This window comes from Caulobacter sp. SL161 (genome assembly GCF_026672375.1).
In the GTDB taxonomy this organism is placed as follows: domain Bacteria; phylum Pseudomonadota; class Alphaproteobacteria; order Caulobacterales; family Caulobacteraceae; genus Caulobacter.
In genome coordinates, this window is sequence record NZ_JAPPRA010000001.1 from 1043613 (window position 1) to 1058091 (window position 14479).

Annotated in this window: 16 protein-coding genes; 11 read left to right on the top strand and 5 right to left on the bottom strand. The window is 65.8% G+C overall.

All coding sequences use genetic code 11. From position 1 onward, the window contains the following. Positions 1 to 31 precede the first annotated feature (31 nt). Entirely contained in the window at positions 32 to 673 is a 642-nt protein-coding gene (folE, locus tag OVA11_RS05325) for a GTP cyclohydrolase I FolE (RefSeq protein WP_268066510.1), read from the bottom strand. Positions 674 to 868: 195 nt separating this feature from the next. On the opposite strand from folE, the gene cysS reads away from it, so the two are divergent. Genes cysS through OVA11_RS05355 form a run of 6 tightly spaced genes read left to right on the top strand, consistent with a single transcriptional unit; the run spans position 869 to position 6389 of the window. Then, entirely contained in the window at positions 869 to 2260 is a 1392-nt protein-coding gene (gene cysS / locus OVA11_RS05330; protein ID WP_268066511.1) for a cysteine--tRNA ligase, read from the top strand. 2 nt (positions 2261 to 2262) lie between these two features. Then, on the top strand, positions 2263 to 2724 hold the full coding sequence (locus tag OVA11_RS05335) for an SRPBCC domain-containing protein (RefSeq protein ID WP_268066512.1): 462 nt from the start codon (positions 2263 to 2265) through the stop codon (positions 2722 to 2724). 6 nt (positions 2725 to 2730) lie between these two features. After that, positions 2731 to 3192 (top strand): iron-sulfur cluster assembly scaffold protein, encoded by a 462-nt coding sequence (locus OVA11_RS05340; RefSeq protein WP_268066513.1) that lies wholly within the window; start codon positions 2731 to 2733, stop codon positions 3190 to 3192. 52 nt (positions 3193 to 3244) lie between these two features. After that, positions 3245 to 3499 carry a membrane protein insertion efficiency factor YidD gene (yidD, locus tag OVA11_RS05345; RefSeq protein ID WP_268066514.1) on the top strand — a complete coding sequence of 85 codons (255 nt, stop codon included), beginning with the start codon at positions 3245 to 3247 and terminating at the stop codon, positions 3497 to 3499. After that, positions 3496 to 5463, top strand: coding sequence for a threonine--tRNA ligase (gene thrS, locus OVA11_RS05350; RefSeq protein WP_268066515.1), 1968 nt, complete (start codon positions 3496 to 3498; stop codon positions 5461 to 5463). The genes yidD and thrS overlap by 4 nt, the downstream gene beginning before the upstream one ends. After that, positions 5463 to 6389 (top strand): glycosyltransferase family 2 protein, encoded by a 927-nt coding sequence (locus tag OVA11_RS05355; RefSeq protein WP_268066516.1) that lies wholly within the window; start codon positions 5463 to 5465, stop codon positions 6387 to 6389. Before thrS ends, OVA11_RS05355 begins: the two co-directional genes overlap by 1 nt. A gap of 466 nt (positions 6390 to 6855) precedes the next feature. Here OVA11_RS05355 and OVA11_RS05360 read toward each other — a convergent pair whose 3' ends face one another. The 3 genes from OVA11_RS05360 to OVA11_RS05370 are packed head-to-tail and all read right to left on the bottom strand — an operon-like array spanning position 6856 to position 9793. Further along, positions 6856 to 7221 (bottom strand): hypothetical protein, encoded by a 366-nt coding sequence (locus tag OVA11_RS05360; protein WP_268066517.1) that lies wholly within the window; start codon positions 7219 to 7221, stop codon positions 6856 to 6858. Further along, positions 7218 to 8117, bottom strand: coding sequence for a hydroxymethylglutaryl-CoA lyase (locus OVA11_RS05365; RefSeq protein ID WP_268066518.1), 900 nt, complete (start codon positions 8115 to 8117; stop codon positions 7218 to 7220). Before OVA11_RS05365 ends, OVA11_RS05360 begins: the two co-directional genes overlap by 4 nt. Next, entirely contained in the window at positions 8114 to 9793 is a 1680-nt protein-coding gene (locus tag OVA11_RS05370; protein ID WP_268066519.1) for an ArnT family glycosyltransferase, read from the bottom strand. The genes OVA11_RS05365 and OVA11_RS05370 overlap by 4 nt, the downstream gene beginning before the upstream one ends. Positions 9794 to 9849: 56 nt before the next feature. Here OVA11_RS05370 and OVA11_RS05375 point away from each other — a divergent pair, with 56 nt between their 5' ends. Both OVA11_RS05375 and OVA11_RS05380 read left to right on the top strand, forming a co-directional pair. Continuing rightward, positions 9850 to 10587: a glycosyltransferase family 2 protein gene (locus OVA11_RS05375; protein ID WP_268066520.1), complete on the top strand. Its 738-nt coding sequence runs from the start codon at positions 9850 to 9852 to the stop codon at positions 10585 to 10587. 98 nt (positions 10588 to 10685) lie between these two features. After that, a complete protein-coding gene (locus OVA11_RS05380; RefSeq protein WP_024265559.1) occupies positions 10686 to 11108 on the top strand; it encodes a hypothetical protein in 423 nt (140 codons plus the stop codon). Here the strand turns inward: OVA11_RS05380 and OVA11_RS05385 are convergent. After that, positions 11105 to 11569 (bottom strand): tRNA (cytidine(34)-2'-O)-methyltransferase, encoded by a 465-nt coding sequence (locus OVA11_RS05385; RefSeq protein WP_268068899.1) that lies wholly within the window; start codon positions 11567 to 11569, stop codon positions 11105 to 11107. The two genes, OVA11_RS05380 and OVA11_RS05385, sit on opposite strands and share 4 nt — an antisense overlap. A gap of 204 nt (positions 11570 to 11773) precedes the next feature. On the opposite strand from OVA11_RS05385, the gene petA reads away from it, so the two are divergent. From petA to OVA11_RS05400, 3 genes are read left to right on the top strand one after another with little or no spacing between them, the layout of a single operon-like run. After that, a complete protein-coding gene (gene petA / locus OVA11_RS05390; RefSeq protein ID WP_268066521.1) occupies positions 11774 to 12325 on the top strand; it encodes a ubiquinol-cytochrome c reductase iron-sulfur subunit in 552 nt (183 codons plus the stop codon). 5 nt (positions 12326 to 12330) lie between these two features. Then, positions 12331 to 13611, top strand: coding sequence for a cytochrome b (locus tag OVA11_RS05395; protein ID WP_268066522.1), 1281 nt, complete (start codon positions 12331 to 12333; stop codon positions 13609 to 13611). Positions 13612 to 13616: 5 nt separating this feature from the next. Beyond that, positions 13617 to 14462: a cytochrome c1 gene (locus OVA11_RS05400; RefSeq protein WP_268066523.1), complete on the top strand. Its 846-nt coding sequence runs from the start codon at positions 13617 to 13619 to the stop codon at positions 14460 to 14462. The last annotated feature ends 17 nt before the right edge of the window (positions 14463 to 14479 follow it).

Below are 14479 nucleotides of genomic sequence, written 5' to 3' on the forward strand. Positions count from 1 at the left end.
TCCCCCTCTGCAGGGGAGGATCTCGTCACACCTACTTCCGCTGCACTAGATCCAGGAAGCGCTGCTGCAGGACCTTGTCGGTCTTGAACACGCCGCGGAACTGGGTGGTGATCGTCGAGACGTCGTGGTGGTGGACGCCGCGGGTGCTCATGCACTGGTGCTCGGCGTCGATCAGGACGGCGACGCCGGCGGCCGACAGGTGATCCTCGATGGCGTCGGCGATCTGCATGGTCATGGTCTCCTGGGTCTGGAGACGCTTGGCGAAGATCTCGACCAGGCGCGCCAGCTTCGACAGGCCCACGACCTTGCCGGTCGGCATGTAGGCGACCCAGGCCTTGCCCAGGAACGGCGCCATGTGGTGCTCGCAGTGGCTCTGCACGTCGATGCCGCGCAGCATGACCATGTCGTCATAGCCCTGCACGTCCTCGAAGGTGCGCGACAGCTCCTTGGCCGGATCGCCGTGATAGCCGGCGAACCACTCGTCGAACGCCTCGACCACGCGCTTGGGCGTGTCGAGCAGGCCCTCGCGCTCGGGATTGTCGCCGGCCCAGGCCAGCAGCGTCCGAACGGCGGCCATGGCCTCGTCCTTGGTGGGGCGCTGAACGGGTTCAAGATCAAGACCGGTCGTGTCATCCGAGCCGATCAGGGTTCGCTCGCGGGTCAGTGCGTCCATTTTGGAGGGTTTCTTTCCACGGGCTGAGTTGCGCCGAGACGCCGATCGCCTCGGAATGACGCGTGCCACCCGTTTCACATACGGCCGGGCCGGGAACTTAGACGCATCACGCCGTGGCCCTAGCCGTAACAGAAAGCTATATGGGGCCGATCATGGGGTGGGCAACACCCTTCCGCTACGTCAGAACCCAGAGTCATGACCCTCAAGATCCACGACACCCTGACGCGCGAGAAGCGCGACTTCGTTCCCGCCGATCCCCAGCGGGTGACGATGTATGTGTGCGGTCCGACGGTCTACAACTACGCCCACATCGGAAACTTCCGGCCCGTGGTGGTGTTCGACGTGCTGTATCGCGTGCTGCGTCACCTCTATGGCGAGGACGCGGTGGTCTATGCGCGCAACGTCACGGACGTGGACGACAAGATCAACCAGAAGGCCGCCGACGAGGGCGTGCCCATCAGCGCGATCACCGAACGCTATCTGGCGGCCTATCATGAGGACGCCGACGCTCTGGGCGCCTTGCGGCCGGACCTCGAGCCCAAGGCCACCGAGCATATCGGCGCCATCCTCGAGATGATCGGCCAGCTGGTCGACAACGGCAGCGCCTACGCCGCCGAGGGCCACGTGCTGTTCGACACCCAGAGCTTCGCCGACTATGGCCAGCTATCGGGCCGGCCGTTGGACGAGATGATCGCCGGCGCCCGCGTCGAGGTCGCGCCCTACAAGCGCCACCCGGCCGATTTCGTGCTGTGGAAGCCGTCGAAGGAAAACGAGCCCGAGTGGGACAGTCCCTGGGGCGCGGGCCGTCCGGGCTGGCACATCGAGTGCTCGGCCATGATCGACAAGGCGCTGGGCAAGACGATCGACATCCATGCCGGCGGCATCGACCTGACCTTCCCGCACCACGAGAACGAAGTGGCCCAGAGCCGCTGCGCCCACAAGACCGCCGTGCTGGCCAACTACTGGATGCACAACGGCTTCCTCGACATGGGCGGGGAGAAGATGTCCAAGAGCCTCGGCAATGTGATCATCCCGCACGAACTTCTGAAGACGGTTCCGGGCGAGGTGATCCGCTGGGCGCTGCTTTCGGCCCACTACCGCCAGCCGCTGGACTGGACGCCGGAGCTCCTGGAGCAGTCCAAGAAGTCGCTGGACCGCCTCTATGGCGCCCTGCGGCGCGCCAAGGACATCGCGCCGGACCAGGCCATGGAAGCGCCCGCCGAGGTGATTTCCGCCCTGATGGACGACCTCAACACGCCGTTGGCCACCTCGGCCTTCTTCGAGGTGTCGAGCCTGATCGAGAAGGCTGTCACCGCCGGCGACACTGTCGCCATCGCGGCCAACAAGGCCCGCCTGCTCGAAGCCGGCGCCCTGCTGGGCTTCCTGCAGGCCGATCCGGACGCCTGGTTCGAAGGCGACGCCTCCGACGAGCTGAAGGCCCAGGTCGAGGCCCTGCTCGAAAAGCGCGTGGCCGCCCGCGCCGCCAAGGACTGGCCCGCCGCCGACGCGATCCGCGCCGAGCTGGACGCGCTGGGCGTGGTGGTCATGGACGGCCCCGCCGGCGCCACCTGGCGGATGAAGGACTGACCATGCAGCGCGCTGTCGAGCATCGCATCGGAGTCCAGGCGCCGGCTGAGGTGATTTGGGAGGTCGTCTCCGACTTCGAGGGCTGGACCCATTGGAATCCGCTCTATCGCCGGGCCGAGGGCGTGATGAAGGTGGGCTCCACCCTGGTGCTGGAGCAGCATCTGCCGGGCCAAGCGCCGATGGTCATCCAGCCGGTGGTCCAGGACTGGGTGCCTTACGAGCAGCTGCACTGGCGCTCGAGCCGGCTGGGCGGTTTCGTCACCGCGATCCGCTATCTCGAGATCGAGGCCATGGGACCCGCGAACGCCACCTTCTCGAACGGTGAGCTGTTCATGGGCATGCTGCTGCGGTTCGTCAGCCGCGACGAGCGTCGCCGTCTGAAGGCGGCGTTCACCCAGATGGGCGAGGCGGTGCGCGATCGGGCCGAAGCCGTCTGGTCCGAACGCTCCAGCAACCCCACCTAGGCGACGATGATCGACGACCTCTACAGCGCCAAGATCCTGGGGCTCGTGGCCAACATGCCGCGCGCGGGGCGTCTGGCGGCGCCCGACGCCAGTTCGGAGAAGACCGCCAAGCTGTGCGGAAGCCGGATCACGGTCGATGTGATGGTCAAGGACGGCAAGGTTGTCGACTACGCCCAGGACGTTTCGGCCTGCGCGCTGGGCCAGGCCGCGGCCGCGATCCTGGGCGCCCATGTGATCGGTGCGGAACTTTCCGACATCGAGTTGGCGCGCGACTCGCTTGCCGCTATGCTGAAGACGAACGGTTCGCCTCCTGCGGGCCGGTTTGCGGAGCTCGCCGTGCTGGAGCCGGTCAAGGACTATCCCGCTCGTCACGCCTCGACGCTGCTGGCGTTCGAGGCGACGGTCGAGGCTGTCCGGAAGGCCACAGGCGTCGGCGAAACGCGAACTAGCACCGCCGGCGCGTCTTGATCGCCACCCCCTTCGGGGTGTGTAACCGCATCGCAACAATTCGCGCGCCGGCATGACCTTCTACGAACGCACCGTCGACCTGGGTCTTAGAGCCTACAAGTTGACGCTCTCGCCCCTCATCGGGCGTCAGTGCCGCTTTACGCCGAGCTGTTCGGAGTACACGGCCGCCGCTCTTAAGGATCATGGCCCGCTCAAGGGCTCCTGGCTGGGGTTGCAACGGATTTGCCGCTGCAATCCGTTTGGTGGATCGGGCTACGACCCGCCGCCGCCGCGACACCAGCCACGCAAGTGGAAATGTGAAGAATGATCGATCTGGTTTTCCCCGACGGCTCGTCGCGTCAGTATCCTGACGGCGCGACGGGGCGCGATGTCGCCGCCGCCATCTCCAAATCGCTGGAAAAGAAGGCGCTGCTGATCAAGCTGGACGGGCAGGTTCTGGACCTGGACCGTCCGCTGACGCCCGACCTGCTGACGGGCGAGCGCAAGTTCGAGATCCTGACGCGCGAGGCGCCCGAGGCGCTGGACACCATCCGCCACGACACCGCCCACGTTCTGGCCGAGGCGGTGCAGGAGCTGTTCCCGGGCACCCAGGTCACGATCGGCCCGAACGTCGAGGACGGCTTCTACTACGACTTCGCCCGCGACGAGCCTTTCAGCCTGGACGATCTGGAGAAGATCGAAAAGCGCATGAAGGAGATCGTCGACCGCGACGAGAAGATCACGCGCGAAGTCTGGGATCGCAACGAGGCGATCGCCCACTTCGACGGGATCGGCGAGCAGTACAAGGCGCAGATCATCCGGGATCTGCCGGACACCGACACGATCACGGTCTATCGCCAGGGGAACTGGAAGGACCTGTGCCGGGGGCCGCACCTGCCGTCGACCAAGCATATCGGCAAGGCCTTCAAGCTGACCAAGCTGGCGGGGGCCTACTGGCGCGGCGACCAGAACAACGCCCAGCTTCAGCGCATCTATGGCACCGCCTGGGCTTCGGAAGCCGATCTCGAGGCGCACCTGAAGCGTATCGAGGAGGCCGAGAAGCGCGATCACCGCAAGCTGGGCAAGACCATGGACCTCTTCCACATCCAGGAAGAGGGCAAGGGCATGGTGTTCTGGCACCCGAAGGGCTGGGCGCTCTATCGCGTGCTCGAGGACTATATGCGCCGCCGCCTCGACGCGGCCGGCTACAAGGAAGTGAAGACCCCGCAGATCCTGGATCGGAGCCTGTGGGAAAAGTCGGGCCACGCCGAAAAGTTCGGCCACGCCATGTTCATGTGCGAGAGCGCCGAGGGCGAGGTCCTGGCGGTCAAGCCGATGAACTGCCCCGGCCACATCCAGATCTTCAATGTCGGCCAGAAGAGCTATCGCGAGCTGCCGCTGCGCATGGCCGAGTTCGGCGCCTGCCACCGCTACGAGCCGTCGGGCGCCATGCACGGCATCATGCGGGTGCGGGCCTTCACCCAGGACGACGCCCATATCTTCTGCCGCGAGGAGCAGGTCACCGAGGAGAGCGCCCGGTTCATCGAACTGTTGCGCTCGGTCTATAACGACCTTGGCATGACGCTGGCGGACACCAAGTTCTCGACGCGCCCCGAGCTGCGCGCCGGCACGGACGAGACCTGGGACAAGGCGGAGGCTGCTCTGGCCGCCGCCGCCGAGGCCGCTGGTGAAACCCTGACCCTGCAGCCGGGCGAAGGCGCCTTCTATGGCCCCAAGCTGGAATTCTCGCTGAAGGACGCCATCGGCCGCGTCTGGCAGTGCGGCACGCTGCAACTTGATTTCGTGCTGCCGGAACGATTGGACGCCGAGTACGTTTCGGAGGATGGTTCGAAGAAGCGTCCGGTGATGCTTCACCGTGCGATCTTGGGGTCCTTCGAGCGTTTTATCGGCATTCTGTTGGAAAACTTCGCGGGCGCTCTGCCCGTGTGGCTGGCTCCGACGCAAGTCGTCGTGGCCACGATTACCTCTGACGCCGATGACTATGCCCGTGAGGTCGTCGAGAAATTGACGAAACTGGGCATGCGTGCAGAGCTGGACCTGCGAAACGAGAAGATCAACTATAAGATTCGCGAGCACAGCCTCGCGAAGGTGCCAGTGATCGCCGTGGTGGGACGTAAAGAAGCAGAAACGGGGCAATTGGCCCTTCGTCGCCTCGGCGGCGAAGGTCAGAGCGTCCTGTCGCTTGAAGACGCCCTGCGGGTTTTGAAGTCCGACGCCACGCCGCCCGACGTCGCGCGGGCCCTGGCCGCCCAGGAGGCCGTGACCGCCTGATGAACAGCATTCTCCCGTCCGTTTCCACCCTTGCCGTTGGTGCGCGTCCGGCTCGTCCGAACGTGTCTGTCGTCATGGTCGTCTATCGGACGGGCGAAGCGCTGGTCGAAAGCATCCGCCATGTGCTGGCCGAGCCGTTGGTCGATGAGTTCATCATCGTCGATAACGGCTCGTCCTCGCGCGATGAGGACATGCTGCGATCCCTGGCGCTGACCGAGCCGCGCGTCGTGCTCAAGCAGGGCCACGGCAATGTTGGTTTCGCGCGCGGCGCCAATCTGGGCGCGGTGACGGCCGGCGGCGAGTACATCGTCTTCCTCAATCCCGACGCCAACCTGCGGCCCGGCTGCGTGGCTTCGCTGGTGACGGCTTTCAAGGGCCAGCCCGTGCCCACGATCGTGGGCGCGCGGGTGTTGAACACCGATGGCAGCGAGCAGCGCGGCGGCCGTCGAGGCGACGTCACCCCGATCAGCACCGTACTGAGCTTTGGCCAGCTGACCCGCCGCTATCCCATGCTGGCCGGGTTCGAGATCCACCGCGAGAACGAACCGTTGCCTGGCGCGCCCGTGCCGATGCCGACCATTTCGGGCGCCTGTTTCGCCATGCGCCGCGCCGACTTCGTCGCGCTGAACGGCTTTGACGAGGGCTATTTCCTGCATGTCGAGGACATCGACCTGTGCTGGCGCGCACGCCGCGCCGGCGGCCAGGTGCTGTTCCAGCCCAACGCCGAGGTCGTTCACCTGGGCCACACCAGCCTGGAACACCCGGTGAAGGTCGAGTTCCACAAGGGCGTGGGCCTGACCCGCTACTTCATCAAGCGCGCCGACAGCCTGCAGTTGTTCGCGGCGGCGGTGCTGCTGGCCCCGGCCATCATGCTGATGAGCGTGTGCCGCCCGCTGCTGTGGAAACTGACTGGGCGGCCTATTTAGGGGTGCGTCGTGCTAACCAAAAAGACTCCGCTTCCGATCTCAATCAAAATCGCGATCGGGTTCTGGATGCTTTTTATGGTCCTGCAGGCCATTGGGCTTGTAATCATGGTTGCCAGCGGGAAGGCGAGTGCGGCTGCGCTAGTCCTGGCCGTGCTGATATTCTTTGGCCTTGGCTATCAGAGCTTCGCTGCACACCGGCTCAGTCGCTGGAGCATACTGTGTCACTCACTCGTCTACGCCTGCATCAGCTTGAGACGGTATATGGCTAATCCCCATTGGACGGACGATTACCCACTCCTGGGGGTATTTGTGGATGTCATTCCATGGGCCTTGATCACAATTCTCGTCGCCATTCACTGGCGCAAAATGACCTGGAAGCCACTAGGCGAGTCGCGTTCCAAACTCCCTACAGGATAGGCCCCTTCGTTAGAAGCTCCGCCACCCTTTTGGGACACCCAACGCTTGCCTAAATCGGCGCGATGGTCTCGAAACGCAGGCCATCAGGCCCTTCGATCGCGGTCGGAGCCTTCAGATTTCTAGCCGGCAGCATCGCCCTGTAGCGCTCGTACATCGCCTTCGCGTCCCGCCCAGGCTTGGCCGTCAGGCACTGGTCGAACTCGCCTTCGCGGCCCCAGGGTTTGCGTTCGGAGCGCGCGATGTCGCGGTCGACCTGGATTGCGGCGGCGATCTTGTCGGCGAGCACATGGTCGATCCCCGCGCCGTAGCTGCCGAACCGGATCGTGACATCGCAGCGCGCGGGCCCTGCGTCAGCGACGGGCGCGGAGACGCATGCGGAAAGGCCAAGGGCGAGTAGAACAGCCAGACGTTTCATGCGGGGAATCCTCCGGCGCGGGCGAGAGACGAGGCGGGCGCCTTGCCGAGACGCGCGCTGATGTCACGGCCGATCTCGATCAGCATCGCCAGGTCGTAACCGGTCTCGAAGCCGGCGCGTTCCAGCATGTAGACCAGATCCTCGGTGCCGATATTGCCCGTGGCGGCCGGTGCGAACGGGCAGCCGCCCAGCCCCCCGACCGAGGCGTCCAGCACGTCGACCCCCGCCTCGACGCTGGCGAAGGCGTTGGCGAGACCTGTATTGCGGGTGTCGTGGAAGTGCATGCGCAGGCGCGTGTCCGGCGCTGCGGTCCGGACGGCCTCGATCCGCCGGCGGACGGTCCAGGGGTCGGCGACGCCGATGGTGTCGGCGATGGCGATCTCGGGCACGCCCAGGGCGGCGGCTTCGCGGACGATGGCGACGACCTGATCTTGCGAGACCTCGCCATCGAACGGACAGCCGAACGCCACCGAGAGGGTGGCGGTGATCGGCGGGCCGCCTTCGGTCGCCTGGCGCTCGACGATGGCGGCGAGGGTTTCGACCTGCTGCCGTGTCGTTGAGCCCTGGTTGCGGGTGGCGAAGCCGTCCGAGGCGCAGACCACGACATTGGCCTCGTCGCATCCCGTCGACACGCACCGCTCCCAGCCTCGCATGTTCAAGACAAGACCGATGCGCGAATGGACGAGATCGGCGGGCAGGGCGGCCATGATCTCCTCGGCGCCGGCCATCTGCGGCACGCGGCTCGGATTGACGAACGACACGACCTCGGTGCGCTGGGCGCCGGCCGCTTCCAGCTTGGCGATCAGGCCGAGCTTCTCCTCGACGGAGAGCACCGTCTTCTCGTTCTGCAGACCATCGCGCGGCCCGACCTCGACGATCTGGATGAAGCGGCTCATGGCTGGGCCTCCTGGGGGGCGATGGGTTCGCCGCGATAGATCGTCAGGCGCTCTTCGTCGCCATCGGAATAGTTCAAGCCTTCGACCACGGCGGCAGGCTTGGCGGTCAAGCCGAGCTTGGCCAAGGCGGCCTGGAAGGGTTTTTCCTCCCGCGCCTCGACGATGGCAGGCCGGCCTTCGGCGACCGCCTGGGCCGCCCCGGCGCCGTCCGTCAGCTCCGTGGTCGTCCCCAGCTGGAAGATCATGCTGGGTTCGGCGTAGCCGGTGACCGCCACCGGACCTGGCGCGCCTGAACGGGGGGAGAGGCGGGCGGAGTCCAGCGCCTTGGCGAGGTCCTTGGACAGGAACAAGGGCTCCAGCCGCGGTATCAGGCCGGCGGTCAACGCGATATGCGCCCCAACGCCCAGCGCCCCGGCGAACACCAGGGCCCGCATCGACTGCCGCCGCAGCAGCAGCACCGCGCCGACGAGCCCGGCTCCGAAGGCCAGACCGGCGGCGATGATCGTCCAGACCAGATCGCCGGCGCCGCCGAACGCCGTCTGGCCATAGATCGCCACGGCCGCCAGCACCGCGCCCATCAGGACCGACAGCCCGCCGCCGATCCAGCGCGACCGCGCGCCGATCGGTCCACGTACGGCGGCGGCCATCAGCATGGCCAGCGCTCCATAGGCCGGCAGTTCGTAGTGGACCAGCTTGGTCGGCAGCAGCTCGAACATCAGCCAGGTCGGGATCAGCCAGCAGAGGGCGAAGCGCACGCCCGATTCGTTGCGTTGCGACCAGCCCACGACCAGAGCGGCCGGCAAGAGCAGGGTCGCGGGGAACGACAGCAGGGGGGCGAGCAGGGTATGGTAGCCGAAGGGGCCCGAGTGGCCTTCCTGACCGCCGGCCAGCTTAGGCGCCAGGTCCGCGCCGACCGCCGCGCCCCAGAAGGCGCCGTCGGTGGCGACGGTGATCATCATCGCCCAGGGCAGGGTGATGGCGGCGAACAGGATCAGGCCCCAGGTCCAGCCCAGGTCCTTCATCCAGCCGGCCTTGCGGTCCCAGATCGCCAGCATGAGCAGCGCGAAGAGGGCGACCAGCAGGCCGACCGGCCCCTTGATCAGGGCCGCCAGCGCCAGGCCCAGCCAGAAGGCGAACTTGGTCCATTTGCTGGAGGGCTCGTCCTTGAGGTGGGCCATGTAGATCCGCGCCAGCGCCGCCATGGCCAGGGTGGTCGCGCCGCAGAGAGCGGCGTCGGTCTTGGCGATGAAGGCTTCGGACGACAGCAGGAAGGTCGCCCCCAGGATCGACCCCGCCAGCAGGCCGGTGCGGGCGTCGAACAGCGCCGCCGCGCCCCAGGCGCAGGCCGCCGCCGCCAGCATGGCCCCCAGCAGGGAAGGAATGCGGTAGGCCCAGATCTGGCGCGCCTCGGCGTCGGACAGCGCCGTGACGCTCAGCGCCTGCATCCAGTGTATGCCGACCGGCTTCTTGAAGCGCGGCTGGTCCTGGAACTTGATGACCACATAGTCGCCCGTCTCGAGCATCTGCGAGGTGGCCTGGGCGAAGCGCGACTCGTCGCGGTCCAGCGGCGGCATGGCGAACAGGCCGGGCAGGCCGGCGATCAGGGCGACCAGCGCAGCGAACAGCGGCGAGCGCCACCCCCGGCTCCAGGCGTCGAGGCGAGATTCAAGCGTCATGCCGCCTGCTTTAGCACGATCCTTTCGTGGGGAAATTTTTCCGGTATTAGAGGGCGATGAACGCCGCCCGCGCCTCCGCCCCCGATTTTTCCGTCGTCGTGCCCGTCTTTGACGAGGGCGAGGCCGCGCCCAAGCTTGCCCGCGAGATCGCGGTCGCCTTCGCGGGCGAGAATTACGAGATGATTTTCGTCGACGACGCCAGCCGCGACGACACCAAGGCGCGGCTGATCGCCTTGAAGGCCGAGATCCCGCAGCTTCGCGTGCTGGGCCATCGCAAGAACTCCGGCCAGAGCCGCGCCGTGCGCAGCGGCATCCTGGCGGCGCGGGGCGGGATCATCGTGACCCTGGACGGCGATGGCCAGAACGATCCTGCCGACGCGCCCCGTCTGGCCAAGACCCTTGCGGCCGGCCCCGAGACCCTGGCCCTGGTCGGCGGCGAGCGGGTCAAGCGCCAGGACAGCAGCGCCAAGCGTTTCGCCTCGAAGGTCGGCAATGGCGTGCGCAAGCGGCTGTTGAAGGATACGGCCAACGACACCGGCTGCGGCCTTAAGGCTTTCCGTCGTGAGGCGTTCCTGCGCCTGCCGTACTTTGATCACATCCACCGCTACATCCCGGCCCTGATGATGCGCGAGGGCTATGAGGTCGCGTTCCAGCCGGTCAATCACCGTCACCGCGAGACCGGCGTGTCGAAGTACACCAACCTTGGCCGCCTGAAGGCGTCGATCTCTGACCTGCTGGGCGTGATGTGGCTGCAATCGCGGGCGCGCAATCCGCAGGGCGTCGACGAGGTCTAGGCGCGCGTCAGGCGAGCCGGCTTCACCGAAGCCGAATTTCCGGCTAGGCCTTAACCATGGCGGCCACACCTCGCGTGGACGCTGGAGGGGGAAGCTCGATGTTCGCGGCCGTTCCGCTGCTGGCCTTGCCGGTGATTGTCTACAATCTCGTCGCCCTGACGCTGACCGGAGGCTTCAAGGCCACCGACGCGACGGCTCGGATGAACGAGGCGCTGTTCACCATCCATATGACCTCGCGCACCGACTGGGCGGTCAGTCTGGGCGATCTGCTGATGGCGGCCTCGCTGGTGGTGCTGTTCGTCGAGCTGCTGAAGTCGACGACCAGCCGCAAGATCGCGATCATCAACCACTCGCTGTCGATGGTGCTGTTCATCCTGTGCCTGGTCGAGTTCCTGCTCGCCCCGGCCTTTGCGACCTCGACCTTCTTCCTGATCACCCTGATGGTGCTGCTGGACGTGCTGGCCGGCTTTATCGTCACCATCGTCGCCGCGCGGCGGGACGTGGATTTCGGCGATAACTAACCCAGCTCGGGGAAGCCGCCCGTCTGGCGCAGGGCCTCGCCCAGCGCCATGGCGGCGGTCGTCGCCAGATTCATCGAGCGCGCCTCGGGGCGGATCGGAATGACGATTCGGCCATGCGCCGCAGCGTGAACCTCTTCCGGCGCACCGCGACTCTCGTTGCCGAACAGCAGCGTATCTCCGGGTTCGAACGAAAACCGGTGGAACGGAGTCGCGCCCTTGGTCGTGAACAGCAGAAGTCGCCCGTCAACGCGTTCCGGCGCCTTAAGGAATGTCTCCCAGCTGTCGTGGCGGGTCAGGTGCGACAAAGGGCCATAGTCCAATGCGGCGCGCTTCAAGCTCTTGTCGTTCAAGGGAAAACTGCAGGGCTCGATCACGTCTAACCCCAAGCCGAAACAGGCTGTCAGTCGGATGCAGGCCCCTACGTTTTGGGGAATGCCTGGTTGAAAAAGTGCGATGCGCATAATAAGCGAACCAACCACAAGGGCAGCAGGGGCTTTGCCACGAATCGAAAGGACTTGCGGACTTGGCCCGCGCGTCCGATAGGACGATTTGACCGCTGCCTTGTGGCGGAGATCCGCTTGCGGGTCGAGCAAGATATGGCGCCGCAAGGCGCGTCTCCAAGCCGGTCGCTCCCGCGGCCTGGCGGAACCAAAGGGTGACTTAAGGTGGCCGACACCGCCGTGGGCGCAACGACCGAGCCGGAACACGGGGGCGATCCCTCCCGGCGCGACTTCATTCATATCGCCGCGATCGCCGCCGCTGCTGGCGGCGCGGCGACTCTGGCGTGGCCGTTCATCGACCAGATGAACCCGTCGGCGGATACGCTGGCCATGGCCTCGACCGAGTTCGACCTGACCAAGGTGCCGGAAGGCCAGCAGGTCACGCTGAAGTGGCGCGGCAAGCCGCTCTTCGTGCGCAATCGCACCAAGGGCGAGATCGACAAGGCCGTCGCGGACGACGCCGTGTCGATGAAGGACCCGCAAAAGGACGCCGACCGCGTGAAGCCGGGCAAGGCTCAGTGGCTGGTGCTGATCGGCTCGTGCACGCACTTGGGCTGCGTGCCGACGTTCGGCGGCGGCGACTTTGGCGGCTGGTTCTGCCCCTGCCACGGCTCGCACTACGACACCTCGGGTCGTATCCGTAAGGGCCCCGCGCCCACGAACCTGGTGGTTCCGGAATACGCCTTCCTCTCCGACACCAAGGTCAAGATCGGCTAACGGATATGAGCGGACATTCGACCTACCAACCCAAGACCGGTTTCGAGCGCTGGCTCGACGCCCGTCTGCCGATTATCCGCCTGGGCTACGACTCTTTCGTCGATTACCCCACCCCGCGGAACCTGAACTACTGGTGGACCTTCGGCGGCATCCTGTCGCTGTGCCTGGCCTCGCAGCTGATCACCGGCATCATCCTGGTGATGCACTACACGCCCAGCGCCTCGGGCGCGTTCGCGTCGGTCGAGCACATCATGCGCGACGTGAACTACGGCTGGCTGATCCGCTACATGCACTCCAACGGCGCGTCGATGTTCTTCATCGCCGTCTACATCCACATGATGCGCGGCCTCTACTACGGTTCCTACAAGGCGCCGCGTGAAGTGCTGTGGCTGCTGGGCTGCGTGATCTACCTGCTGATGATGGCCACGGCCTTCATGGGCTACGTCCTGCCCTGGGGTCAGATGTCGTTCCACGGCGCCGTCGTGATCACCAACCTGTTCGGCGCCCTGCCGATCGTCGGCGAGAGCATCACCACCTGGCTGTGGGGCGGCTTCGCGGTCGATAACGCCACGCTGAACCGCTTCTTCTCGCTGCACTACCTGCTGCCCTTTATGATCGCGGGCGTCGTGATCCTGCACATCTGGGCGCTGCACGTGGTGGGTCAGAACAACCCGACCGGCGTCGAGCCGAAGTCGAAGGCCGACACCGTGCCCTTCACGCCGTACGCGACGGTGAAGGACGGGTTCGCGATGAGCGTCTTCATGATCCTCTTCGCTTTCTTCGTCTTCTTCATGCCCAACGCCCTGGGCCACCCCGACAACTACATCGAGGCCAACCCGCTGGTGACGCCGGCGCACATCGTTCCGGAATGGTACTTCCTGCCGTTCTACGCGATCCTGCGCGCCGTGCCGGACAAGCTGATGGGCGTGCTGGCCATGTTCGGCGCCATCGCCTGCCTGTTCGCCCTGCCGTGGCTGGACACGTCGAAGGTGCGCTCGATGCGTTACCGTCCGACCGCCAAGGTCTATTTCATGATCTTCGTCGTGGCGTGCTGCATCCTGGGCCTCTGCGGCGCCAAGCTGCCGGATGACAAGGTGATCCCGCACCTGACCACCTTCAAGCTGATCGACGCTGACCTGAACAGCTTCGTGTGGCTCAGCCGCGTCGCCTCGCTGTACTACTTTGCCTTCTTCCTGGTGATCCTCCCGATCCTGGGCCTGAAGGAAAAGCCGCTGCCCGTGCCGGAATCGATCGCGTCGCCGGCGCTGACCGAGAAGAAGGGCTGATCCTGATGCTGCGCAAACTCTCCATCATCGCAGCCGTCGCGGGTCTGGCCTTCGCCGGCCAAGCGCTCGCCGCCGGTCACCCGCTGCCGCCCAAGGACGTCAAGTGGTCGTTCGAAGGCCCGTTCGGCAAGTTCGATCAGGCCCAGCTGCAGCGCGGCTACAAGGTCTATCGCGAGGTCTGTGCGTCGTGCCACTCGATGAAGCTGGTCAGCTTCCGCAACCTGGGCGACAAGGGCGGTCCGTTCTATAACGAGAAGTACAAGAACTCGAACGACAACCCGTGGGTCAAGGCGATCGCCAAGGAGTACGAGGTCGCCGACATCGACTCCGAGACCGGCGATCCGATCAAGCGTCCGGCGACCAGCGCCGATCACTTCCCCGCGCCGTTCCCGAACGAGATCGCCGCACGCGGCGCCAACGGCGGCGCCCTGCCGCCGGACATGTCGCTGCTGGCCAAGGCCCGTGCGAACGGTCCGGATTACATCTACTCGCTGCTGGTGGGTTACGTGAACCCGCCGGCTGGCCTGAAGATCGGTCCGGGGCAGCACTACAACCCCTACATGGCCGGCGATCTGACGGCCTACTGGTCGGGCTCGCATGAGAAGGTCCCGCCGGGCGGTTTCATCGCCATGGCCGCGCCGCTGAAGGATGGTCAGGTGACGTTTGACGACGGCACCAAGTCGACCCTCGACCAGCAGGCCAAGGACGTCTCGGCCTTCCTGATGTGGGCCGCTGAGCCCAAGCTGGAAGAGCGCAAGCAAACCGGCTTTGCCGTGATCATCTACCTCCTGCTGCTGAGCGGTCTGCTGTACGCCAGCTACAAGCGGGTGTGGCGCAACGAGTCGCACTAAGCGGCTAGCGTCTTCCC

Bases quoted from the DNA above. Each gene is read 5' to 3' on its own strand.
- folE (WP_268066510.1), bottom strand. From the start codon at position 673: ATGGACGCACTGACCCGCGAGCGAACCCTGATCGGCTCGGATGACACG.
- OVA11_RS05360 (WP_268066517.1), bottom strand. From the start codon at position 7,221: ATGAAACGTCTGGCTGTTCTACTCGCCCTTGGCCTTTCCGCATGCGTC.
- OVA11_RS05380 (WP_024265559.1), top strand. From the start codon at position 10,686: ATGTTCGCGGCCGTTCCGCTGCTGGCCTTGCCGGTGATTGTCTACAAT.
- OVA11_RS05395 (WP_268066522.1), top strand. From the start codon at position 12,331: ATGAGCGGACATTCGACCTACCAACCCAAGACCGGTTTCGAGCGCTGG.
- thrS (WP_268066515.1), top strand. From the start codon at position 3,496: ATGATCGATCTGGTTTTCCCCGACGGCTCGTCGCGTCAGTATCCTGAC.
- OVA11_RS05335 (WP_268066512.1), top strand. From the start codon at position 2,263: ATGCAGCGCGCTGTCGAGCATCGCATCGGAGTCCAGGCGCCGGCTGAG.
- OVA11_RS05365 (WP_268066518.1), bottom strand. From the start codon at position 8,117: ATGAGCCGCTTCATCCAGATCGTCGAGGTCGGGCCGCGCGATGGTCTG.
- yidD (WP_268066514.1), top strand. From the start codon at position 3,245: ATGACCTTCTACGAACGCACCGTCGACCTGGGTCTTAGAGCCTACAAG.
- OVA11_RS05375 (WP_268066520.1), top strand. From the start codon at position 9,850: ATGAACGCCGCCCGCGCCTCCGCCCCCGATTTTTCCGTCGTCGTGCCC.
- OVA11_RS05385 (WP_268068899.1), bottom strand. From the start codon at position 11,569: ATGCGCATCGCACTTTTTCAACCAGGCATTCCCCAAAACGTAGGGGCC.
- OVA11_RS05370 (WP_268066519.1), bottom strand. From the start codon at position 9,793: ATGACGCTTGAATCTCGCCTCGACGCCTGGAGCCGGGGGTGGCGCTCG.
- OVA11_RS05400 (WP_268066523.1), top strand. From the start codon at position 13,617: ATGCTGCGCAAACTCTCCATCATCGCAGCCGTCGCGGGTCTGGCCTTC.
- OVA11_RS05340 (WP_268066513.1), top strand. From the start codon at position 2,731: ATGATCGACGACCTCTACAGCGCCAAGATCCTGGGGCTCGTGGCCAAC.
- OVA11_RS05355 (WP_268066516.1), top strand. From the start codon at position 5,463: ATGAACAGCATTCTCCCGTCCGTTTCCACCCTTGCCGTTGGTGCGCGT.
- cysS (WP_268066511.1), top strand. From the start codon at position 869: ATGACCCTCAAGATCCACGACACCCTGACGCGCGAGAAGCGCGACTTC.